The sequence below is a fragment of the Pseudomonas sp. MDT1-85 genome (assembly GCF_054898065.1).
In genome coordinates this window covers 4,195,314-4,213,290 of the sequence record NZ_CM142715.1, presented here as the reverse complement: position 1 = coordinate 4,213,290, position 17,977 = coordinate 4,195,314, and the positions used below count along the sequence as shown (strand labels likewise).

The 17,977-nt window shown below is 52.9% G+C and carries 14 protein-coding genes and 4 pseudogenes; 8 read left to right on the top strand and 10 right to left on the bottom strand.

The features are described from left to right. Window positions 1-276 precede the first annotated feature (276 nt). The 6 genes from ACYZT2_RS19095 to ACYZT2_RS19070 all read right to left on the bottom strand — a co-directional run bounded on the left by ACYZT2_RS19095 (window position 277) and on the right by ACYZT2_RS19070 (window position 8,343). Window positions 277-2,277, bottom strand: coding sequence for a hypothetical protein (locus ACYZT2_RS19095; protein WP_461966414.1), 2,001 nt, complete (start codon window positions 2,275-2,277; stop codon window positions 277-279). A 9-nt stretch (window positions 2,278-2,286) separates the two neighbouring features. Beyond that, window positions 2,287-3,219, bottom strand: coding sequence for a TniB family NTP-binding protein (locus ACYZT2_RS19090; protein WP_461966412.1), 933 nt, complete (start codon window positions 3,217-3,219; stop codon window positions 2,287-2,289). Further along, window positions 3,212-5,050, bottom strand: a complete 1,839-nt coding sequence (locus ACYZT2_RS19085) for a hypothetical protein (RefSeq protein ID WP_461966410.1) — start codon at window positions 5,048-5,050, stop codon at window positions 3,212-3,214. Before ACYZT2_RS19085 ends, ACYZT2_RS19090 begins: the two co-directional genes overlap by 8 nt. Continuing rightward, window positions 5,004-5,678, bottom strand: coding sequence for a hypothetical protein (locus ACYZT2_RS19080; RefSeq protein ID WP_461966408.1), 675 nt, complete (start codon window positions 5,676-5,678; stop codon window positions 5,004-5,006). Before ACYZT2_RS19080 ends, ACYZT2_RS19085 begins: the two co-directional genes overlap by 47 nt. Before the next feature lie 232 nt (window positions 5,679-5,910). Then, window positions 5,911-7,463, bottom strand: a protein-coding gene (locus ACYZT2_RS19075; RefSeq protein ID WP_461966318.1) for an IS3 family transposase whose coding sequence is annotated in 2 segments (ribosomal slippage) — window positions 5,911-7,001 and window positions 7,001-7,463 — 1,554 coding nt in all. Because the reading frame shifts where the segments join, the coding sequence is not laid out codon by codon here. A gap of 100 nt (window positions 7,464-7,563) precedes the next feature. Next, window positions 7,564-8,343 (bottom strand): hypothetical protein, encoded by a 780-nt coding sequence (locus ACYZT2_RS19070; RefSeq protein ID WP_461966406.1) that lies wholly within the window; start codon window positions 8,341-8,343, stop codon window positions 7,564-7,566. 196 nt (window positions 8,344-8,539) lie between these two features. Here ACYZT2_RS19070 and ACYZT2_RS19065 point away from each other — a divergent pair. After that, window positions 8,540-10,092, top strand: a protein-coding gene (locus ACYZT2_RS19065; RefSeq protein ID WP_461966318.1) for an IS3 family transposase whose coding sequence is annotated in 2 segments (ribosomal slippage) — window positions 8,540-9,002 and window positions 9,002-10,092 — 1,554 coding nt in all. Because the reading frame shifts where the segments join, the coding sequence is not laid out codon by codon here. Window positions 10,093-10,406: 314 nt separating this feature from the next. Here the strand turns inward: ACYZT2_RS19065 and ACYZT2_RS19060 are convergent. Continuing rightward, window positions 10,407-10,532, bottom strand: a pseudogene (locus tag ACYZT2_RS19060) (LysR family transcriptional regulator); the annotation flags it as partial. Window positions 10,533-10,633: 101 nt separating this feature from the next. Between ACYZT2_RS19060 and ACYZT2_RS19055 the strand changes: the two are divergent. From ACYZT2_RS19055 to ACYZT2_RS19045, 3 genes are all read left to right on the top strand, one after another. Then, the gene (locus ACYZT2_RS19055) at window positions 10,634-12,004 is read left to right on the top strand and encodes an MFS transporter (RefSeq protein ID WP_461966404.1); all 1,371 of its coding nucleotides are present in this window, start codon (window positions 10,634-10,636) and stop codon (window positions 12,002-12,004) included. Window positions 12,005-12,098: 94 nt separating this feature from the next. Beyond that, on the top strand, window positions 12,099-12,401 hold the full coding sequence (locus ACYZT2_RS19050) for a YecA family protein (protein ID WP_461966402.1): 303 nt from the start codon (window positions 12,099-12,101) through the stop codon (window positions 12,399-12,401). 313 nt (window positions 12,402-12,714) lie between these two features. Beyond that, on the top strand, window positions 12,715-14,124 hold the full coding sequence (locus tag ACYZT2_RS19045) for an MATE family efflux transporter (protein WP_461966400.1): 1,410 nt from the start codon (window positions 12,715-12,717) through the stop codon (window positions 14,122-14,124). Here the strand turns inward: ACYZT2_RS19045 and ACYZT2_RS19040 are convergent. Further along, a pseudogene (locus ACYZT2_RS19040) lies at window positions 14,121-14,260 on the bottom strand (sulfurtransferase TusA family protein); the annotation flags it as partial. The gene ACYZT2_RS19045 and the pseudogene ACYZT2_RS19040 sit on opposite strands and share 4 nt — an antisense overlap. Continuing rightward, a pseudogene (locus tag ACYZT2_RS19035) lies at window positions 14,256-14,473 on the bottom strand (DDE-type integrase/transposase/recombinase); the annotation flags it as partial. The pseudogenes ACYZT2_RS19035 and ACYZT2_RS19040, both read right to left, overlap by 5 nt. Window positions 14,474-14,511: 38 nt before the next feature. On the opposite strand from ACYZT2_RS19035, the gene ACYZT2_RS19030 reads away from it, so the two are divergent. From ACYZT2_RS19030 to ACYZT2_RS19020, 3 genes are all read left to right on the top strand, one after another. After that, window positions 14,512-14,811 (top strand): hypothetical protein, encoded by a 300-nt coding sequence (locus ACYZT2_RS19030; RefSeq protein WP_461966398.1) that lies wholly within the window; start codon window positions 14,512-14,514, stop codon window positions 14,809-14,811. A gap of 78 nt (window positions 14,812-14,889) precedes the next feature. After that, entirely contained in the window at window positions 14,890-15,150 is a 261-nt protein-coding gene (locus ACYZT2_RS19025; protein WP_461966396.1) for a DUF7940 domain-containing protein, read from the top strand. Beyond that, on the top strand, window positions 15,137-15,625 hold the full coding sequence (locus ACYZT2_RS19020; RefSeq protein ID WP_461966394.1) for a glycoside hydrolase family 24 protein: 489 nt from the start codon (window positions 15,137-15,139) through the stop codon (window positions 15,623-15,625). Before ACYZT2_RS19025 ends, ACYZT2_RS19020 begins: the two co-directional genes overlap by 14 nt. Before the next feature lie 314 nt (window positions 15,626-15,939). Here the strand turns inward: ACYZT2_RS19020 and ACYZT2_RS19015 are convergent. After that, window positions 15,940-17,030: pseudogene (locus ACYZT2_RS19015) on the bottom strand (IS630 family transposase). 271 nt (window positions 17,031-17,301) lie between these two features. Between ACYZT2_RS19015 and ACYZT2_RS19010 the strand changes: the two are divergent. Further along, the gene (locus ACYZT2_RS19010) at window positions 17,302-17,964 is read left to right on the top strand and encodes a helix-turn-helix transcriptional regulator (protein ID WP_461966392.1); all 663 of its coding nucleotides are present in this window, start codon (window positions 17,302-17,304) and stop codon (window positions 17,962-17,964) included. Window positions 17,965-17,977: the final 13 nt, after the last annotated feature.

Here is a 17,977-nt window from a genome sequence, read left to right as displayed (position 1 = left end):
ATGATAGTCAGTTGCTATAAAATCCTATAAAGCCGAAAATGTGCCTGAAGAGAAGGGGGAAGTTAAAATTCGATGCAGTTATTATTCGCTTAATCGAGATCAAATAACGGGCGCTTAGCGTTAGCTGCTTTCTGTAAATGCATTGAAGATGGCCGGTTGGGTGTCAGGCTACGTCAATTCAAGAGTGTGCTTTAAGTTTGTGATAGTTGCGTTTGAGTAATATATTGTTGGTTGGAGCGGGTGAGTTGCCATGATTGTCTGAAATGGTTGGCACCGTCAAATGTAATGAGTGTCCTTTGCAGCGATTCGAATGGTTCGAGGTTGCACTGTATAAAATTCGGACAATGCTTGTTTTGCTTGAGTTCGATTAAAGACGATTTGTCCAGTTATGTAGTTCGGGTCGTCGCTGGGTAGTGCGTGTATTTTTTCATTCAATATTAGTTTTGAGATTGCTTTGATAGTGCATCCCGCTTCATTTGCAAAATAATGAAGTGTAGTAAATTTTTTGTAGTGAGCTACAATTTTTTTTGAAGTATCTGTAGTAACAAATTTGTTGCAGGTTAGTTCGATGAAGTCAGCGAAACCACTGGTAATGTATCTCGAGTGGATCAGATGTTGGTTGCACTTGGCTTTAATGGAAACTTCAGACAAGGAGGAATGGCTGGCGCGCCATATGAGCGCTTCTTCCAAACTATTGCCGGTGCAGAAATCTCGTCCGACGGTACCATTCGGTTTTGTCGTATGCGCAACTCTAAGAATTCCCAATTCCAACATAGGTTTTATGTCTTTAACATTGACGTTGAGTTGCTTGGCCGCCTCAGAAAACGTAATCAGACTGTTTGGTCCAAGTGGGTGCTGAATAATATTGGTTGCGATGTCATTCATTGCGCGCAGTAACTCCTTAGGTAGGCTGTCTCGCCGGCAAACTGGAAGGTCAGCAGCATAAGGCGCACCACCTATTTTTAAAGGGGAAGTTTGAGATAGGAAGTAATTGACTACAGCAGGTTTTAGTGTGGTTCTCGAGCGGATTTCTGATTTCAATATATACCTATCATTGAATTCTTTGATCAAGGGTAGAGTTGTGAATAATCCTTCCATATTATGCAGTACGACTGATTTTAATAGCCCTGCTCGTTCAAGTTTACGGATTCTGGCAGTGCTGGTGTGCAAGACTTCTGCTGCCTCGTTGACGTTGAGCAGCTTTGATGGTGATGGTTTTATTGTAATTTTATCTTTATCATCCCAGGTGATGGCGTTATGGTTGATTAGCGAGGCGCACATGTCAGGGCAGTTGTACAAGGTCGTTTGGAAGATTGTCCGATTGTGGGCGGTGATGCAGCGTTTATCTAACTTTAACTGGGTGACATTTTCTTTGGTTGCAAACACAAATTCAAGTTCCTTGTCGGTGAATAATAAATTCCCACAGCTACAATCAACCGGATGTCCTGTAGGTTTTGATTGTTGTGTGACAAAGTAATATTCCATACCATATCCGCTGAGGATCGGATGCTGACTCAGGATAAAGGGCGCGACCAAGGCGCGGCGGTGCAGAGAAGGCATTTTTTTCTGTAATTTGAACATTTCCTCAAAAAAAGACGATTTTTTTCCATCAGCAATATTAACGCAGACATCTAAAAGCATGGCGCGATTGTCGGTTGTCGACAGATACCGAAGTGCGTTCATGCACGCCATGAGCAATGAGAAAAAGTCATTATTATTCTCTGACATGGCGCGATCAATGATTTTGCTGGAGTGGTTTTCTTGTAGAGTCGTGGGTGCCGTGCGCAAATCGAAACCGCATGGGCAATAAAAATCGTCAAGCTTTAACCACTGAAACGGACTACTGCACTGCGGGCAACGTTGGAGAAAGCTCTCACCGTGTAGAGGACAAACGTCTGACCAACGGTAGATATGCATTCGGTTGAGGCATCCGGTGCGGATGCAAGTTGGGCAGAGGGCCAATTCCTGTCTCAAGATCGACGCGGGAAATGTCACCCCGTGGATGTTCATGAAGTTCCTTCCTCTTTCATGTGTCAATTGATGAAAAGCGTTGTCTATCTGGGCCTTGTCCTCAGGCGTTATTGCGGAGTGTTGTGTGAGGAGACGGTGAGTGGCGCATCCTTGCCAAAGTCGCGCAACATTATCATTTAGCTCCAGTTCAAAGGCGCGATTAAGGAGTTTAAGGCTTTTGTATCCGTTGATAGTGGCGCAGCGCAATAACATGCTGACAGCGCTCTCGTTGGGTAGGGGTAATGGGGTGTAGTTCAAGCGAAACATGATTGATACCTATTTATATAGGGTTTTTCGAAGCTGGCTGAGTGTCATGTTAAACGGGTTGGTATTGGTCAGGCGTGTGCTTAAAATTATGCGTTCGACAGCAGCCTCAAAGTCGGATACCAGTAGGTTTTTATCGTTCCGCTCCAAGGCGTCACTCAACGTTTCGTATAACAGGATTCGAATGGAACGCATGTTTCCACCGGTTATGGAATACAAAGACAAAATCAGCTTTTCGTCCGTTAAGGGGGGGATCTCCTTGAACTCCATTGTCTTAACTATTTCCTGGGAAAAAGCTCTGATCAGCCGCACGAAGTCGTTGTAGTCTTCAGGCGAACTCAAGGTAAAAGGGTGAAGATGCGCCAAGTAAGGGAAGCGGCCAGCCAAGGCTTGGTGGCTTTTTATAATAAGCTCGCACTCCGGTGTGCCCGCTAACACGACTTCGCCCGAAAATATATCGGTGAGTACCTTAACCCAATCGCAGACTGTTTCCTGTGTTCGTGCAGCCCCGCGGCGTAACAGGTGTTGCCATTCATCCAGTATGATGAGTTTTGTTTGGCAGTTCTTTAATAAGTTCATCAGGCGATGTTCCAGAGACGCCATCGGCTGGTATAGGTTGTAGGTCTCAAATCGTTGTAGCAGAGCAATGACCACACCCTTGATCGTTACGTTGTTAGGGATTCCGCAATAAATCGAAGGATAGATATCCTGTATTCCTCCTTCTGTACGTATAATCGTTCGTGGCCCAAATTCGCCCGTTAGTTGTTGGCACACACGTGTCTTGCCCGTGCCAGGGGCACCGAGTAATAACGAGCAGCTTGGTTCTCCTCGGAGTTGGGTGGCTTGTATCGACCGGTGAATGGTATCCAGCGCCTCTCGAAATTGCGGATGTGCGATAGTAAATGCCTTGAACTGCAACAGTTTGGCTTGCGCATCCTTATTCATGTGGATCACCCTTGATGCGGAAGGTGGGGTAGTCCGTCGAGTCAAGTATGCTTGGCGATCCGCTGGGCGGTGTTGATAATTGTGACGATCGTGACTGTTTTTTTTTGGAATGTTTTTTGCGTGATTTGCGTTTGAATGATTCGATCATCTGGTTTAGTTCGTACATTTTCTGGCAGGCTTGGGTTATATCAAACTTCCTTTTTTCATCTTTGAATGCTTGCACGACCTGTTCATGATCTGTAAGGGTCAAGCCATTCTGGTAGTCACTACGAGTCGCATCGGCCGGATGCCACTCTTTGGGTGTATCGGGATGGGCAACCCAAACCATGCCAAGGTCGCAAGGGTTGAAATAAACAATGGCTGTCTGGTTGGCTTTCAGCCTTTGAGCGATTTCGGGAAGTCCGGGTCCGGTCCAAAACAGTTTCTTGCATGTCACTTTCCCTCTGGAGATCCTCAACCGCCAGACGCTGAGACACAGTTGTTGCAGATCTTCTAGGGAGTAACGTTCTGGCGGAGGAGACAATTCTTCCAATTCTTCACGTTTCTTTGCAGGACTGGTACCTAAGCCTGAATGCCACGTGTTGTGGTAGACCTCAAGCCAAGTGTCGAATGCACTCCGCAGGTCGTCGAGTGTCATGCAGGCGCGTTCCTCAGATGGGTAATCACCAAGCGCTGTGGGGTTGCTTTTCGTGGTACCAGGCAGGTTGTGGCAAAAACTTGTGTTAACAGTACCGAAAAAACGCTCAATAAACGCCTTGGCATCGGGATCCCCGACAGGAACGTAGTCGATTATGATACCAAGCGTATTGAATGTGTTTTGTGTCCAGTTATTGAATATTTCTTTTCCATGATCGGTAGTGATACTCGCAAATTTCCCGTGCTTTATAATGGCGCGGATCACGGCACGCATGGTTTTTTCTGCACAGGGTGACCCTATGTCGATGTCGTGGCCTGAGCACCCGCGCCACGCAGGACTCAAAAATGCCGACAGACTAGGGCGACCAATACAGTTACCTTGCTGATCGATAATGTTGACATCCATTCTCTGGGAGTCGAAGTGGTTGTTGCCATATAGATCATTGTCCACATACAAGTGCCCTCCAAATTTATGAATGCGCTGCGCAGCTTTTAATCCATAACGCTTTAGGGTGACCAAAAAACGGTCCAAAGCTAGAATTCGCCGCCTGAATGTTGCGTATGAAGGTATTTCGACGGTTAAGGATCCACTTTTACGCCGCTCTTTGTTCTCCACCGTCATTTGGGACTTCAGTAGTTTATATACATGCATAACGCTCGGGCATTCTCGCTGCAGGTAAGATGTCTGTATATAATGGGTTATGAGTTCCTCCGTGTTGTGAAGAATACGCTTTTGGCGCTTTGGGGCGTAGCGTTTGAGTATCGAAAAGGGATTTCGATTACTCATGCGGTACTTGTGAGTCCAGCGCCACACCGTCGAAATGCTGGGCGGATGATGATCGTCAATTTTTTTGGCCACGTGGCCAATCAGTTCGAGGGTCGCCGCTTTTGATAACCGACTATGGGATGACTTGTCATAGGCTTCGACGTAGTAGTGGCGGTAGTTTAAATGTGCCCGTTGCGTAGGGGGTAATGACATCAATTGCGCGGCCTCACTCAAGTCAGTGGCTGCCTGTTGATGTTGTACTAAGACGCCGCGCTGCTCCATCGATGCAAATAGGTTGACGTCAAGGTAGCGGTGGTAATGATGAACTAGTGAACACAGTGAAATGCTATCGTCGACAATTGAGATGATTTCATACACCTGATTATCCAGCGTGTATTGAGCACCGACTTTCGGAATACTGATGTCCATCGTTGCGGACCTCTAGTTGCGTATTGATTGTCAGTCGTTGACGCAAATCGAATATTAGGACCTGGTCGAATATCGCTTTGTAAATGGAGCGAGTGCTGGGACCGTTCTGTTTCGCCAACAGATTCCCCAGCCGGATCGGAAAGGTGAGTGCCTCTAATTGCCTCGCGCAGTCGCCGCGCTCATCTGCCCCAACGTTGAAAGAGTGCAAGTACAGATATTTTAAGTTCCGCAGGTACTCACCTCGACGAATGGTGTTCTCATCGGCGAATTTTAATGAGCGACCCAGCTGATTAAAGTAGCAACTGGCGGCCTTTAATTTAGCGTTGCCTCGGGCGGAAAGTTTGGTGAAGTCAAGTTTTATTTCGGTGTAGTAAACCAGCTCGGTAGTTTCTACCAGGAAGTGGGGGGTGTAATCGTGGATTCGTTCGTCGACGCTGATTTTGAAGATGCTAGGTCGAGATTGGTAGCGCTCCACCGTGGGCTCAAACTCCAGTAGAACGCAATAATCGGCTTCCAGTGTGCTATCGCACACGATCTGTGTTTGGTTTTTCTGAGAGGGAAAGTACACGGAGTGCTTGCCGTAGTGAGACTTTTTTGGGAATTCCCTGGTAGCGTCTAAGATAGGCATAAAAACTCCTGTTTGCTCACATTAACGGCACCTCATGGGGCACCAGTACCGCCTCAAGCGGTCTCTTCGCGCTCAATACCAACACTGTCATACCAAGCTAAAACCGTGGTTCATGGTCACCATAAATTTTATGAACTTGTAGTTCTACTACATACGGCCGAGCGCCTGTTTTGGATATTGGACGTTGGCTGGATCGGCGTTTTTCAAGGTACTTGTCGCGTCAACCGTCCTACTATGCCGCTCTTTTCTCGGCCTGCTGCTCCCGATCCGGGTTCAGCATCACCGTGCCGATCGGTTCCCAGTTACGCGTCCGACCTGACCAGCGCTCCGGGGTTTTCTCCTTGGCTCGTTTGTACAGCTCATGGCGCTGCGCCAGGATCTGATGGTCCAGTCCTCGATGCCGCTCAGCCGGTGTGACGAAGCGGATGCGGCTATGCCGGTGCTCGTTGTTGTACCAACGCATGAAATCCCTCACCCAGGCCCGTGCGGCGTCCAAACTGGCAAAACCATTCACTGGCCATTGCGGGCAATATTTCAGCGTTCTAAACAGCGACTCCGAGTAGGGATTATCATTGCTCACACGCGGGCGACCGCGGGACGGCGTGATGCCCAGGTCGTACATCTTGCTCAACAGCGTCACCGATTTCATCGGCGCTCCGTTGTCCGAGTGCAGTACCAGCGGCTCGCGTAAACACTGCTCGCTGATCACGCTGTGCTGCAGCAGGGCCGCCGCCTTTTCGCCGCTTTCTTCTTCGTAAACCTCCCACCCCACCGCCTTGCGGCTATAAATGTCTTCGATCAAATACAGGTAGTAATACTTGCCGCGTATCGGCGACGCCATATACGTGATGTCCCAGGACCACACCTGGTTGGGCGCGTTGGCGGCATGCGTCGTCGGAGCCGCGTGCCGTCTGGGCCGCTGGCTACGGCCACGGTGCTGCTGCTGGCCTGCCGCACGCAGGACGCGATAAAACGTGGACTCCGACGCCAGATAACGCGCCTCGTCAGCCAGACGCGGAACGATCTGACTCGGCGGCAGATGGGCGTATGCCGGGCTATTGCACAGCGTCACGATGGCTTGCCGTTCGATCTCGCTCAAGGCATTACGCGGCGTAGGCCGCACGGTAGTCGTGCGGGCATCGGCTTGAACATCTTCAGTCTCGGTCCAGCGCTGCAAGGTCCTGAGCGAGAGCCCGATTTCCTGACACGCCCTGTTTTTTCGGGCCCCGGCCATGATCGCTTCGATCAACCAGGCCACCAGTAACTGCCGTTGCGGCAAAGAGGTTAGCTGTCCTCGTTGTCGATCCCCCAGTAGTCGTTGAGCTTTTTTCGCAGCACCAACAACGCGGCGGTTTCAGCCAGCGCCTTGTCTTTGCGGCGTAGTTCTCGCTCAAGTTCCTGGATACGTTTCTTGTCCTTGCGAGACTGTTCGCGGTCAACCTTTTGTTGGTTCTGAACGCCCTGCTGCCCCGTGATACAGGCTTGACGCCAAGCGCTGACGTGTTCGGGGTACAGACCTTTTCGTCGGCAATACTCACCCAGTTCGAGCTGCGACAGACCGGCGGTTTCGAGGACTACAGCGAACCGGGCTTCAGCAGACCAGGTCTGCGGGAGTGACTTGTCTTCAGGCACTGTGCTTCCTTCAGAACTGACCTTCTTGCGCCAGTTGGACAAAGACATTTCGCTGACTCCTTCGCGGCGGGAAACCTCGGCCATCGATAGGTTCAGCGGGGGAAGCAGCATCTTGAGTAATGCGGCTTTGCGTTCAGATGAATAGTACGGCACGAACAGTCTCTTTCCGCCCCCGATATGCTTTTTCAGGAAAAACCGGAGAGGCGACAACTATCCTGACACCGGGGGCAGCGTCAGCATTGAGCGTGCTTTCTCAGAGCGGAGCTGGTAACTGATAACCGTCTAACGCAATAGGCATCCCCTTCCAAAGCTTGCTTTGTCGCAGCCATATCCGCCTTAGCTTAAGTGGCCATTGGAGAGGCCAACGCCCACGCACCACAGCGATGTAAGTCATGAGCCCAGAATCGACCTCAATCAGAATCCACAGCAGCAATGCACGTTGCGCTTCAACGTCATCCAGCCAATTGAGCGCCTTGATACCGTCGAGTAAATAGTAATAGACCTCAAGTTGGTCCTTAAACTCTTCGACAGTGCCTGGCCAGCTTTTGAATGCATACAGATCAAAATCCCGCGATAGCAGGCTGTTCAGCAGGCTGTACAACTCAGCATAGAAATCCCGCAACGGTGCTTGCAGGCATGCCAAGTAGAAGAAATGACTGAAATTCATCTGCAACCATTTTCGGTGCAGCGCAAACCTGTTCGACCGCGTCCTGAGCAAGATAATCATCAAACCCAAACAAGGCCAATCCACCCGGCTAAACAACAGGGACGAAGTACTACTGTCGAACGCGCCCAAGGGTTGGCCACCTACTCGTATGTCTTCGGCGAGGCAATCCCAATCCTGTCTCTTCCCGGCATCGTCGGACAGAGCTAACCACAGGGGATTATCAAACAGCGCTTTGAGCGAGGGATAGTCCGCGTACATATCTTTTAGCAAGCTTGGCCGGGGTGTGGCACCTTCAAAATACGCCGCCCATTTCCGATTGGGTTTATCTTCCAATCCCTCATGGTGCTGTTGCCACCAGATTCGCAAGCTATAAGGCTTCCTTCGACATCCAGCTAAATCGCATAACGTCCTCACCAATGCCTTGGCCCTCAGATGCCCAACAACGTGGTCGACGCGGGTCGCTAACATGATCGCTCCACCTCTGTGCCCCCCGGTGTCAGGATAGTTGTCGCCTCTCCGGTTTTTCCTGAAAAAGCATATCGGGGGCGGAAAGAGACTGTTCGTGCCGTACTATTCATCTGAACGCAAAGCCGCATTACTCAAGATGCTGCTTCCCCCGCTGAACCTATCGATGGCCGAGGTTTCCCGCCGCGAAGGAGTCAGCGAAATGTCTTTGTCCAACTGGCGCAAGAAGGTCAGTTCTGAAGGAAGCACAGTGCCTGAAGACAAGTCACTCCCGCAGACCTGGTCTGCTGAAGCCCGGTTCGCTGTAGTCCTCGAAACCGCCGGTCTGTCGCAGCTCGAACTGGGTGAGTATTGCCGACGAAAAGGTCTGTACCCCGAACACGTCAGCGCTTGGCGTCAAGCCTGTATCACGGGGCAGCAGGGCGTTCAGAACCAACAAAAGGTTGACCGCGAACAGTCTCGCAAGGACAAGAAACGTATCCAGGAACTTGAGCGAGAACTACGCCGCAAAGACAAGGCGCTGGCTGAAACCGCCGCGTTGTTGGTGCTGCGAAAAAAGCTCAACGACTACTGGGGGATCGACAACGAGGACAGCTAACCTCTTTGCCGCAACGGCAGTTACTGGTGGCCTGGTTGATCGAAGCGATCATGGCCGGGGCCCGAAAAAACAGGGCGTGTCAGGAAATCGGGCTCTCGCTCAGGACCTTGCAGCGCTGGACCGAGACTGAAGATGTTCAAGCCGATGCCCGCACGACTACCGTGCGGCCTACGCCGCGTAATGCCTTGAGCGAGATCGAACGGCAAGCCATCGTGACGCTGTGCAATAGCCCGGCATACGCCCATCTGCCGCCGAGTCAGATCGTTCCGCGTCTGGCTGACGAGGCGCGTTATCTGGCGTCGGAGTCCACGTTTTATCGCGTCCTGCGTGCGGCAGGCCAGCAGCAGCACCGTGGCCGTAGCCAGCGGCCCAGACGGCACGCGGCTCCGACGACGCATGCCGCCAACGCGCCTAACCAGGTGTGGTCCTGGGACATCACGTATATGGCGTCGCCGATACGCGGCAAGTATTACTACCTGTATTTGATCGAAGACATTTATAGCCGCAAGGCGGTGGGGTGGGAGGTTTACGAAGAAGAAAGCGGCGAAAAGGCGGCGGCCCTGCTGCAGCACAGCGTGATCAGCGAGCAGTGTTTACGCGAGCCGCTGGTACTGCACTCGGACAACGGAGCGCCGATGAAATCGGTGACGCTGTTGAGCAAGATGTACGACCTGGGCATCACGCCGTCCCGCGGTCGCCCGCGTGTGAGCAATGATAATCCCTACTCGGAGTCGCTGTTTAGAACGCTGAAATATTGCCCGCAATGGCCAGTGAATGGTTTTGCCAGTTTGGACGCCGCACGGGCCTGGGTGAGGGATTTCATGCGTTGGTACAACAACGAGCACCGGCATAGCCGCATCCGCTTCGTCACACCGGCTGAGCGGCATCGAGGACTGGACCATCAGATCCTGGCGCAGCGCCATGAGCTGTACAAACGAGCCAAGGAGAAAACCCCGGAGCGCTGGTCAGGTCGGACGCGTAACTGGGAACCGATCGGCACGGTGATGCTGAACCCGGATCGGGAGCAGCAGGCCGAGAAAAGAGCGGCATAGTAGGACGGTTGACGCGACAAGTACCTTGAAAAACGCCGGGACAACGACACGAAATGAGGCTCACTAAGAACGGTCAGTTGGACTAGCGGGTGGCGTTGGGACAAGTTGTGGAGATTGGGCGCAAAAAAATGTCTGGCCAGAATAGGTGGCGTGGTGATGGTCACTTTCGAGCGCTCGTCCGCACGGGACGTCAGACACATACGCTCAACTGCAAAGGCATTGGCCTCGAGATCAACAACCTTTGCGAGAACCTCCTGGCCAATCGCGGTAAGGCGCGACTCGCGCGGCAATCGGTCTATCAAACGTACCTTCAGATCGCTTTCCAGCGACGTCAGACGTCGGCTCACAGTGGCTTGGTCGATGTTCAAGATCCGCGCGGCGCCTGACAACGTCCCGGCTTTGGCGATAGCAAGAAAAACGCGTAAGTCTTCCCAATTCATAAACTATGCAATTTCGCATGGATAGTCGGAGTATTTTAGTATTTACGCATACAGAGTCAACGGATAGGCTCGGTTGATCATTTTTCAGTGCTAAATCCCAGATGCCGAAAAAATCGTCTTCACTGCTCGCAATTCAAGTGGCCTGCTGCCTTGGCTTTTTCCTGGTACAGCTTGATGTAAGCGTCGTCAACGTCGGCCTGGGATCGCTGAAGGCTGCCTTTAATGCCGACCTTACGGGTCTTGAGTGGGTTATTAATAGCTATGCCCTGGTTTTTTCTGCGTTGCTTATTCTCGGAGGGGCTTGCGGAGATAAATTTGGTACCAAGACAGCCCTCGCTTCAGGGTTCGCTCTCTTCACTCTGGCGTCCATCGGCTGCGGCCTGGCTAGCAACCTGACCACCTTGATTATCATGCGGATTCTCCAAGGGGCGGGGGCAGCGTTTCTGGTTCCCACCTCTCTGACACTGATTCGATTGTCATTCGAGGATCCTGATCAAAGAAAATCAGCGGTGGCCATGTGGGGGGCATGCGGGGGCATCGCCATGGCAGCTGGGCCGGTCGTAGGCGGCTTGATGATTGAATATTTCGGTTGGCGGAGCGTATTTATGATCAATATTCCGGTCGGGTTACTGGCGATTGGTTTGATCCTGCACTTTGCACCGGCCTCTCCACGTATCAATAAAAAAATTGATCTCCTTGGGCAAGGCAGTATCGCAGTATCCCTGGCGACATTGACCTATGCGTTAACGGAGTCGAGCGCGCAGGGTTGGACGGTTGAGACCCTTTGCGCGATAGCCGTCGCCATCGTTTTCGCAGTTTTATTTGTAATGATTGAGCGGTGGATCAAAGACCCGATGTTGCCGCCCAGATTAGCCACCAACAAAATTCTGGGTACCATGTCACTTGCTGGAGCCGTAATTAACTTTACGTTCTACGGTACAGTATTTATCTTCAGCATCTATTTCCAGACTTTCTTGCACTATGATTCATTCCTCACAGGGCTATCATTCATTCCGCTCACGGCAGTGCTTACTGTTTCCACGATGGCGTCATCGCGTATCGCTAAGCGCGTAAGCGCCAATCGAATCATCACCACAGGCTTTTCCGTCCTGATCATTGGCTTTTTAGCGCTGTCGCAAATTTCACCGCAAAGCTCTCCATGGCTGCTTAATGGAGCGCTGATGTTGGTGGGGATCGGAAGTGCGATTTCCGTTCCTTCCATAACGAACTCGATGCTTTCATCTGTGAGCCAGCACGATGCCGGCATCGCCTCTGGGTTGATGGCCTCTGCACGACAGCTTGGCGGAGTTGTGGGGGTGGCGATTTTCGGCGCGATGATTGCCCATACAGACACGGCGGCTTTTTCTAAAGGAATGTCTGAGGCGATGCTGCTTGCCGCCCTAGCCTCATTCCTGAGTATTGGGGTGAGTGCATTTGCAACGAGGCGTTCAGTAGTGTCATCGAGCGCCTGAAAAACCATAGTGGCACCACTACAATCCTGTCTACGCCTCTACGCCTCTACGCCTCTACGCCTCTACGCCTCTGCGGCTATTGAGTTACATCCGTATGCGGGTAACCGTTATTGAGAAAATCTCTTTGAGTCACGTGCTCACGGCGTTGGCCTACCATCTGAGTCGCAACCTCTGGCTTGATGACAATTACGACAGGGTCATGCTCGAAGACGATCTATGTCCGTGCGCAAGCGGTAGCAAGTTCAAGAGATGCTGTATGTCAGCGCCTTTCAACGCACACGGCTCAAGCCTCTACAAAGGCATCTTTCGAAGCCCGGTTACACGGCCTCATATTCGGTATACTTTTATTTCTCCGACAATTGAGATGATACATCTGAAGATTGCTTGCTGCGCCTGACCTACCATCAGTCCTCTTTACAATGTGGCGAATATCCCAAGGGGTTCGCTTTGTGATGGGCTTCAGGCAGGTGAGGACACATGCCATCTTGCCTGAGCCAGACACGGTACATTTTCCCGCGCCCCTCGCCGAGCTCAGCATTTTTTGCTCCACCTGGACTCGAATACTGCTCCCATTGGGGAGCCGTTCGAATGTCAACTCACTTGCAATTAATGCTGGTCGGCCGCGTTGGATTGCAGTTCGTTACACCTAACCATTACTTCAAGGCATAGAATGCGCCGCCGTGCGCCTTAAAAAACTGGACGTTTCGCCCTTGAATTCCGTGACTGATCATCCCGCTGCAACTGCCCTCAACCGCCCTGCCCGGGTTCGTCTCGAGCTGCGTAATTTGCTCGGCCTGGCCTTGCCGATCATGATCGCGCAGTTGGCGACCACCGCCATGGGTTTCGTCGATGCGGTAATGGCGGGTCGCGTCGGGCCGCGGGATCTGGCGGCTGTGGCGCTGGGTAACTCAATCTGGGTGCCGGTGTTCCTGCTGATGACCGGTACGCTATCGGCGACGACGCCGAAAGTCGCACAACGCTTTGGCGCGGGCACTCATGGCGAGATTGGCCCTGTTGTACGCCAGGCATTATGGCTGGCGTTGGTGGTCGGACTGATGGCGACGCTGATCCTGTTCAGTGCCGAGCCGGTACTGCATGTCATGAAGGTCGCCCCCGAATTGATCGGCCCTTGCATGGAGTACCTGCGCGGTATCGCCACCGGGTTGCCAGCGGCTGCGCTCTACCATGTACTGCGCTGCTTCAGCGATGGCATGGGCCGTACTCGCCCGAGCATGGTGCTGGGTTTGTGCGGGCTAGCGCTGAATATTCCGCTCAACTACATCTTCATCTACGGCCATTTCGGTGTACCGGCCATGGGCGGTGTTGGTTGTGGCTGGGCCACGGCGATCGTGATGTGGATGATGATGCTCGGCATGGCGGGCTGGACCCGTTGGGCGCCGGCGTATCAGTCGAGTCAACTGTTCAGCCCGTTCGATTTCCCCCAGTGGACGGTGATCAAGCGCCTGCTGAACATCGGCCTGCCAATCGGTATCGCAGTGTTTGCTGAGTCGAGCATTTCCGCGGTAATCGCCCTACTGATCGGCAGCCTCGGCGCCACCGTGGTCGCCGGGCACCAGATCGCTCTGAACTTCAGCTCGCTGGTGTTCATGATTCCCTACTCGTTGGGGATGGCCGTGACCGTGCGGGTCGGTCAGGCGCTGGGCCGTGAAGCACCCCGTGAAGCGCGCTTTGCCGCCGGTGTCGGCATGGGCTCTGCACTGATCTATGCCTGTGTCTCCGCCAGCATGATGTTGTTGCTGCGTGAGCACATCGCGACGATTTACACCACTGACCCTAAGGTGATTCAGGCCGCGTCGATGCTGATTATCTACTCGGCGTTGTACCAGTTCTCGGATGCGATTCAGGTGACGGCGGACGGGGCCTTGCGCGGGTATCAGGACACTCGGGTGACGATGGTCCTGACGCTGTTCGCCTATTGGGGGATCGGCTTGCCGGTGGGTTACGCCCTCGGCCTGACCGACTGGTTCGGCACCGCCAGCGGTCCGAGTGGGCTGTGGCAAGGCTCGATTCTGGGCTTCAGTTGCTCGGCGCTGATGTTGTCGATCCGCTTGGCGCGCAGTGCGCGCAAGTGGATTCGGATCAGCTGTTCGGCGGGTTAATCGAGCTTCTTGCGAATCCAGTCCAAACAGGTGCCAGTGTCTTCCTGCTGCTCGATCAATTCATGACCAGGAAAATGCAGAACTTGGGGATGTCGCGGCGGGTGGAGGGATCAGTGGCGATTACCTTGAGTTTCCCAGCAGTTACCTTTGCGGTTCATACTGTGCAGCATGTCATTTTGCCCCGCAACGATCTGTAACTCGCGCTCGCGTATTGGCTGCCCAGATCCGAGCGAGTGCTCAGCTCAGGGGGCGGTTGACGCTCAGCAACCGCCAGCTGCATTGCATGGCACACCAGCTACGCCGGCATGTTCGGAGCCATGGACCCACCCACTATCTTGCGTGAGAACAGAGAACCTGCGTAGGGGGTAGGGCGACGAGCATGCGGACTTGTCGTTTGCCTCGGACCGCTGGATCAAAGTCACCAGATGGGAAAACACGCAGCCTCGTCAAAAGTCGAGCGCATCGTCAACTTTTCTTTTCATGCTCTCGGCGGCTTCGGTTACAGGCCTCGTGACTTACGAGCGACGACTCGCCGAACCCTTGCTGGATGTGCGTTTCTTTCTAAGCGTCCCCTTCAGCGGAGCAACCTTGATCGCGGTCATCGTCTTTGGCTGTTTCGCGGCGATGCTGTTTCTGAATTCGCTTTATCTGCAACAGGAACGCGGATTCTCCGCGGCAGGCCGGTAGACCTGCGTGTATGTCGGCTCTTTTGCCGATAGTTTTATGCCTCGGTCACAAGACATCGGAGATGTCTAGGAGCAGACCATGAAGCTCACACTTGTCGACAACTGGCGCACGCTGCACAAGCGTGGCACGGTCATCATCAGCGCCGCGTGTGCGGCCATCACCGCGTTCGGCCCCTCGTTGATCAATGCCTGGAATACCATGCCACCCGACCTGAAAGCGGCGCTGCCGCAAGGCACGGAACGCTACGTTTCACTGGCTGTATTCCTGCTCTTAATCATCGGTCGTTACACGACGGTCAAGCGTAATCCACCGAAGGAGGACGACAATGACACGCCTTGATGCGGCAGCATCAGGGGGCCAGAACCGCGCTGCATTCCTCGATATGATTGCCGTCAGTGAGTTAGGTGCGCCATTGCTCGCGAAAAGCGATGACGGCTACAACGTCCTCGTCGGAAGCATGCCCGCGAAGCCGCTACTTTTTGAGGGGTACACGCATCATCCGAACGTGCTCAATAGAGCCATGTGCTCGACCGCTGCGGGACGTTACCAGATCATCTACCGATGGTGGAAAATCTATCAGGCGAAGATGCGCCTGCCCGACTTTTCGCCAGTGTCGCAGGATCGGTATGCGCTACAGCAACTTCGCGAACATGGCGCACTCCTCCTCATCGATTCGGGCAGGTTCGAACTCGCTGTTTCGAAGTGTTCGAATGTCTGGGCCAGTCTTCCGGGCTCTGGTTATGGACAGCACGAAAACCCAATTGAACATTTGCTTGCTGCCTATCAGGCAGCGGGTGGAACGGTAATGACATGATTATCCTCTCGCTGATCCCCAAGTGTGGCCGTGGTCACACATCGTGTTCAGCTTGTTTCGCCATCGCATCTTCGATACGGCTTGCGACTGGCTTAGGCCGATCTATCTGGACAAGACAGGCTTACTGGAGATCATCCAGGGTCGCACGTCATCAGCATCGCCCATCGACTCAACACCCTCCAGCCCGCGGATCGAATCCTGGTCATGGAACGCGGCACTATTACAGAAAGCGGATCCCACGAACACTTGCTCCACTTAAACAGCCGATGCGCTAAGCTGTGGGCGCTGCGAACGGTGGCTAGTGGCCTGAGCGGTTAATTCATTAATTTATTTTTTATCACACTCAGCTTTGCCTTGTGTACCGAACTGATAATGGCTTCAGCCGTTTTGTTCCACTTGAACGGTTTGGCTGAGAACTCATTGTGGGCCTCAATGAATTGGCGGATAGCTGTCTTCAGGTCGGCAACGCTGGTGAAGGCACCCCGGTACAACGCTCGCCTTTCCAGTTGTGCAAACCAGCCTTCCACGGCGTTCAACCATGACGCACTGGTCGGTGTGAAGTGCAATTTGAAACGTGAACGTTTTTCCAGCCACTGTTTGATTGCGGCCGTTTTGTGGGTTGAACTGTTATCCAGAATGACATGCAGATCCAGTGCAGCAGGTGTGCTGCGATCAATATGGTGCAGAAAGGCTAGGAATTCGTTGGCGCGATGGCGTTGCGTGATCCGCCCGATGACTTGGCCGGTCATGATGTCGAATGCCGCGTACAAACTCGCTGTTCCATGGCGCTTGTAATCATGCGTCCGACGCTCGATCTGTCCGGGGGCAGAGGCAACATTGGCTGGGTGCGATCCAAGGCCTGAATCTGAGTTTTCTCGTCCACAGAAAGCACCAGGGCGTTGTCTGGTGGATTCAGATAAAGCCCGACCACGTCGACCACCTTGTCGGCGAAATGTGGATCGTTGCTGATTTTAAAGGTCTTCAGACGATGGGGTTTGAGGTCGGAAGCAGCCCAGACCTGACGCACCTGCCAAGTAGTGACCCGCGCATACTTGGCCATCAGGCGAACACTCCAGTGAGTCGCCTCCTTGGGTACTCGCCGGGTAGTCAGTGCGAGGATCTCGTTGACTTTTTCGGCCCCGAGTTTGAGCGGCTGACCACTACGTGGTAGGTCGCTCAAGCCCTCGATGCCCGCCTCCAGATAGCGTTTTCGCCACTTGAACACTGTTGGCGGCGTGACCTGCAACTGCTCGCTGATGACCTTGGGCGTCAATCTATCCGCCAGTAGAAGCAGGATACGTGCACGCAGGGCGAGGCTCTGTTCCAGCGTACTCATACGTAACCAACCTGTCAGGACAACGCGATCAGAAGGCGTTAAAGCGAAGGGGGAAGTCGGTCGGGCCATGCGCATAACCAAGCCTTGATATTGGGCGCTTAGTACATTCCTGAGCAAGATATAAATAAATGGATTAACCGCTCAGGCCACTAGCGTGCGCTTGTAAAATTTATAATTAAGCTTCCCCCAACGATGCCGATGGCAAGCAGCATAACTCGCAATGATCCCGGAGCTTTCCATACATCATCCCTTTTGTTTTTTGGGGTCAACAGACTTGAACCCTGCCGAGTGAGATGTCTTAATGAAATAGGATAACGCTTGCAATTTTATCGAGTAGCTGATGACTTATGCTAGAAAATGTTCTGAAAACACGGCGTCGCGCTCATCCGAACATTTGTTGAGGTACCTTAAAACCCACGGCGCATGCAGCACCGCGGGCATGTCAAAGGTACTCGGCTTGACTTCCGAAGCGGTACGGCAACAGATGGCTAGATTGGTCGAACAAGGCATGGTTGATAGCGTGGTCTCACGTTCCGGTGTTGGCCGACCCAAGCAGTTGTGGCGATTGACTACAGCAGGTCATGCCCGATTTCCGGATACGCACGCCCAGCTCACAGTGCAGATCATTCATTCTGTTGAGCACCTGTTTGGTCAGGGGGGCATTAACCAGATCATCGAGCACCGTGGCACGCAGCAGCTAGCCGAGTATCAGGCGCAATTGGCTTCGGCAAACTCCTTGGCCGAACGCGTCATGCGACTGGCAGACGCCCGTGACGCGGAAGGGTATATGGCCCGGGTTGAGCGCGATGGTGATGATTTTTTATTGATCGAGGACCATTGTCCGATTTGCGCTGCGGCAACAAAGTGCCAAGGATTCTGCACGTCGGAATTAGCGCAATTTCAAATGCTGATGCAGGGATGGGGGCAGGTTACGCGGGAAGAGCATCTACTGCGGGGAGGTCGCCGCTGCGTATACCGTATCTGCACAGTGGCTGCGGAATGAATAATCGATATGC

Bases quoted from the DNA above. Each gene is read 5' to 3' on its own strand.
- ACYZT2_RS19085 (WP_461966410.1), bottom strand. From the start codon at position 5,050: ATGGACATCAGTATTCCGAAAGTCGGTGCTCAATACACGCTGGATAAT.
- ACYZT2_RS19080 (WP_461966408.1), bottom strand. From the start codon at position 5,678: ATGCCTATCTTAGACGCTACCAGGGAATTCCCAAAAAAGTCTCACTAC.
- ACYZT2_RS19055 (WP_461966404.1), top strand. From the start codon at position 10,634: ATGCCGAAAAAATCGTCTTCACTGCTCGCAATTCAAGTGGCCTGCTGC.
- ACYZT2_RS19020 (WP_461966394.1), top strand. From the start codon at position 15,137: ATGACACGCCTTGATGCGGCAGCATCAGGGGGCCAGAACCGCGCTGCA.
- ACYZT2_RS19025 (WP_461966396.1), top strand. From the start codon at position 14,890: ATGAAGCTCACACTTGTCGACAACTGGCGCACGCTGCACAAGCGTGGC.
- ACYZT2_RS19010 (WP_461966392.1), top strand. From the start codon at position 17,302: ATGACTTATGCTAGAAAATGTTCTGAAAACACGGCGTCGCGCTCATCC.
- ACYZT2_RS19050 (WP_461966402.1), top strand. From the start codon at position 12,099: ATGCGGGTAACCGTTATTGAGAAAATCTCTTTGAGTCACGTGCTCACG.
- ACYZT2_RS19095 (WP_461966414.1), bottom strand. From the start codon at position 2,277: ATGTTTCGCTTGAACTACACCCCATTACCCCTACCCAACGAGAGCGCT.
- ACYZT2_RS19090 (WP_461966412.1), bottom strand. From the start codon at position 3,219: ATGAATAAGGATGCGCAAGCCAAACTGTTGCAGTTCAAGGCATTTACT.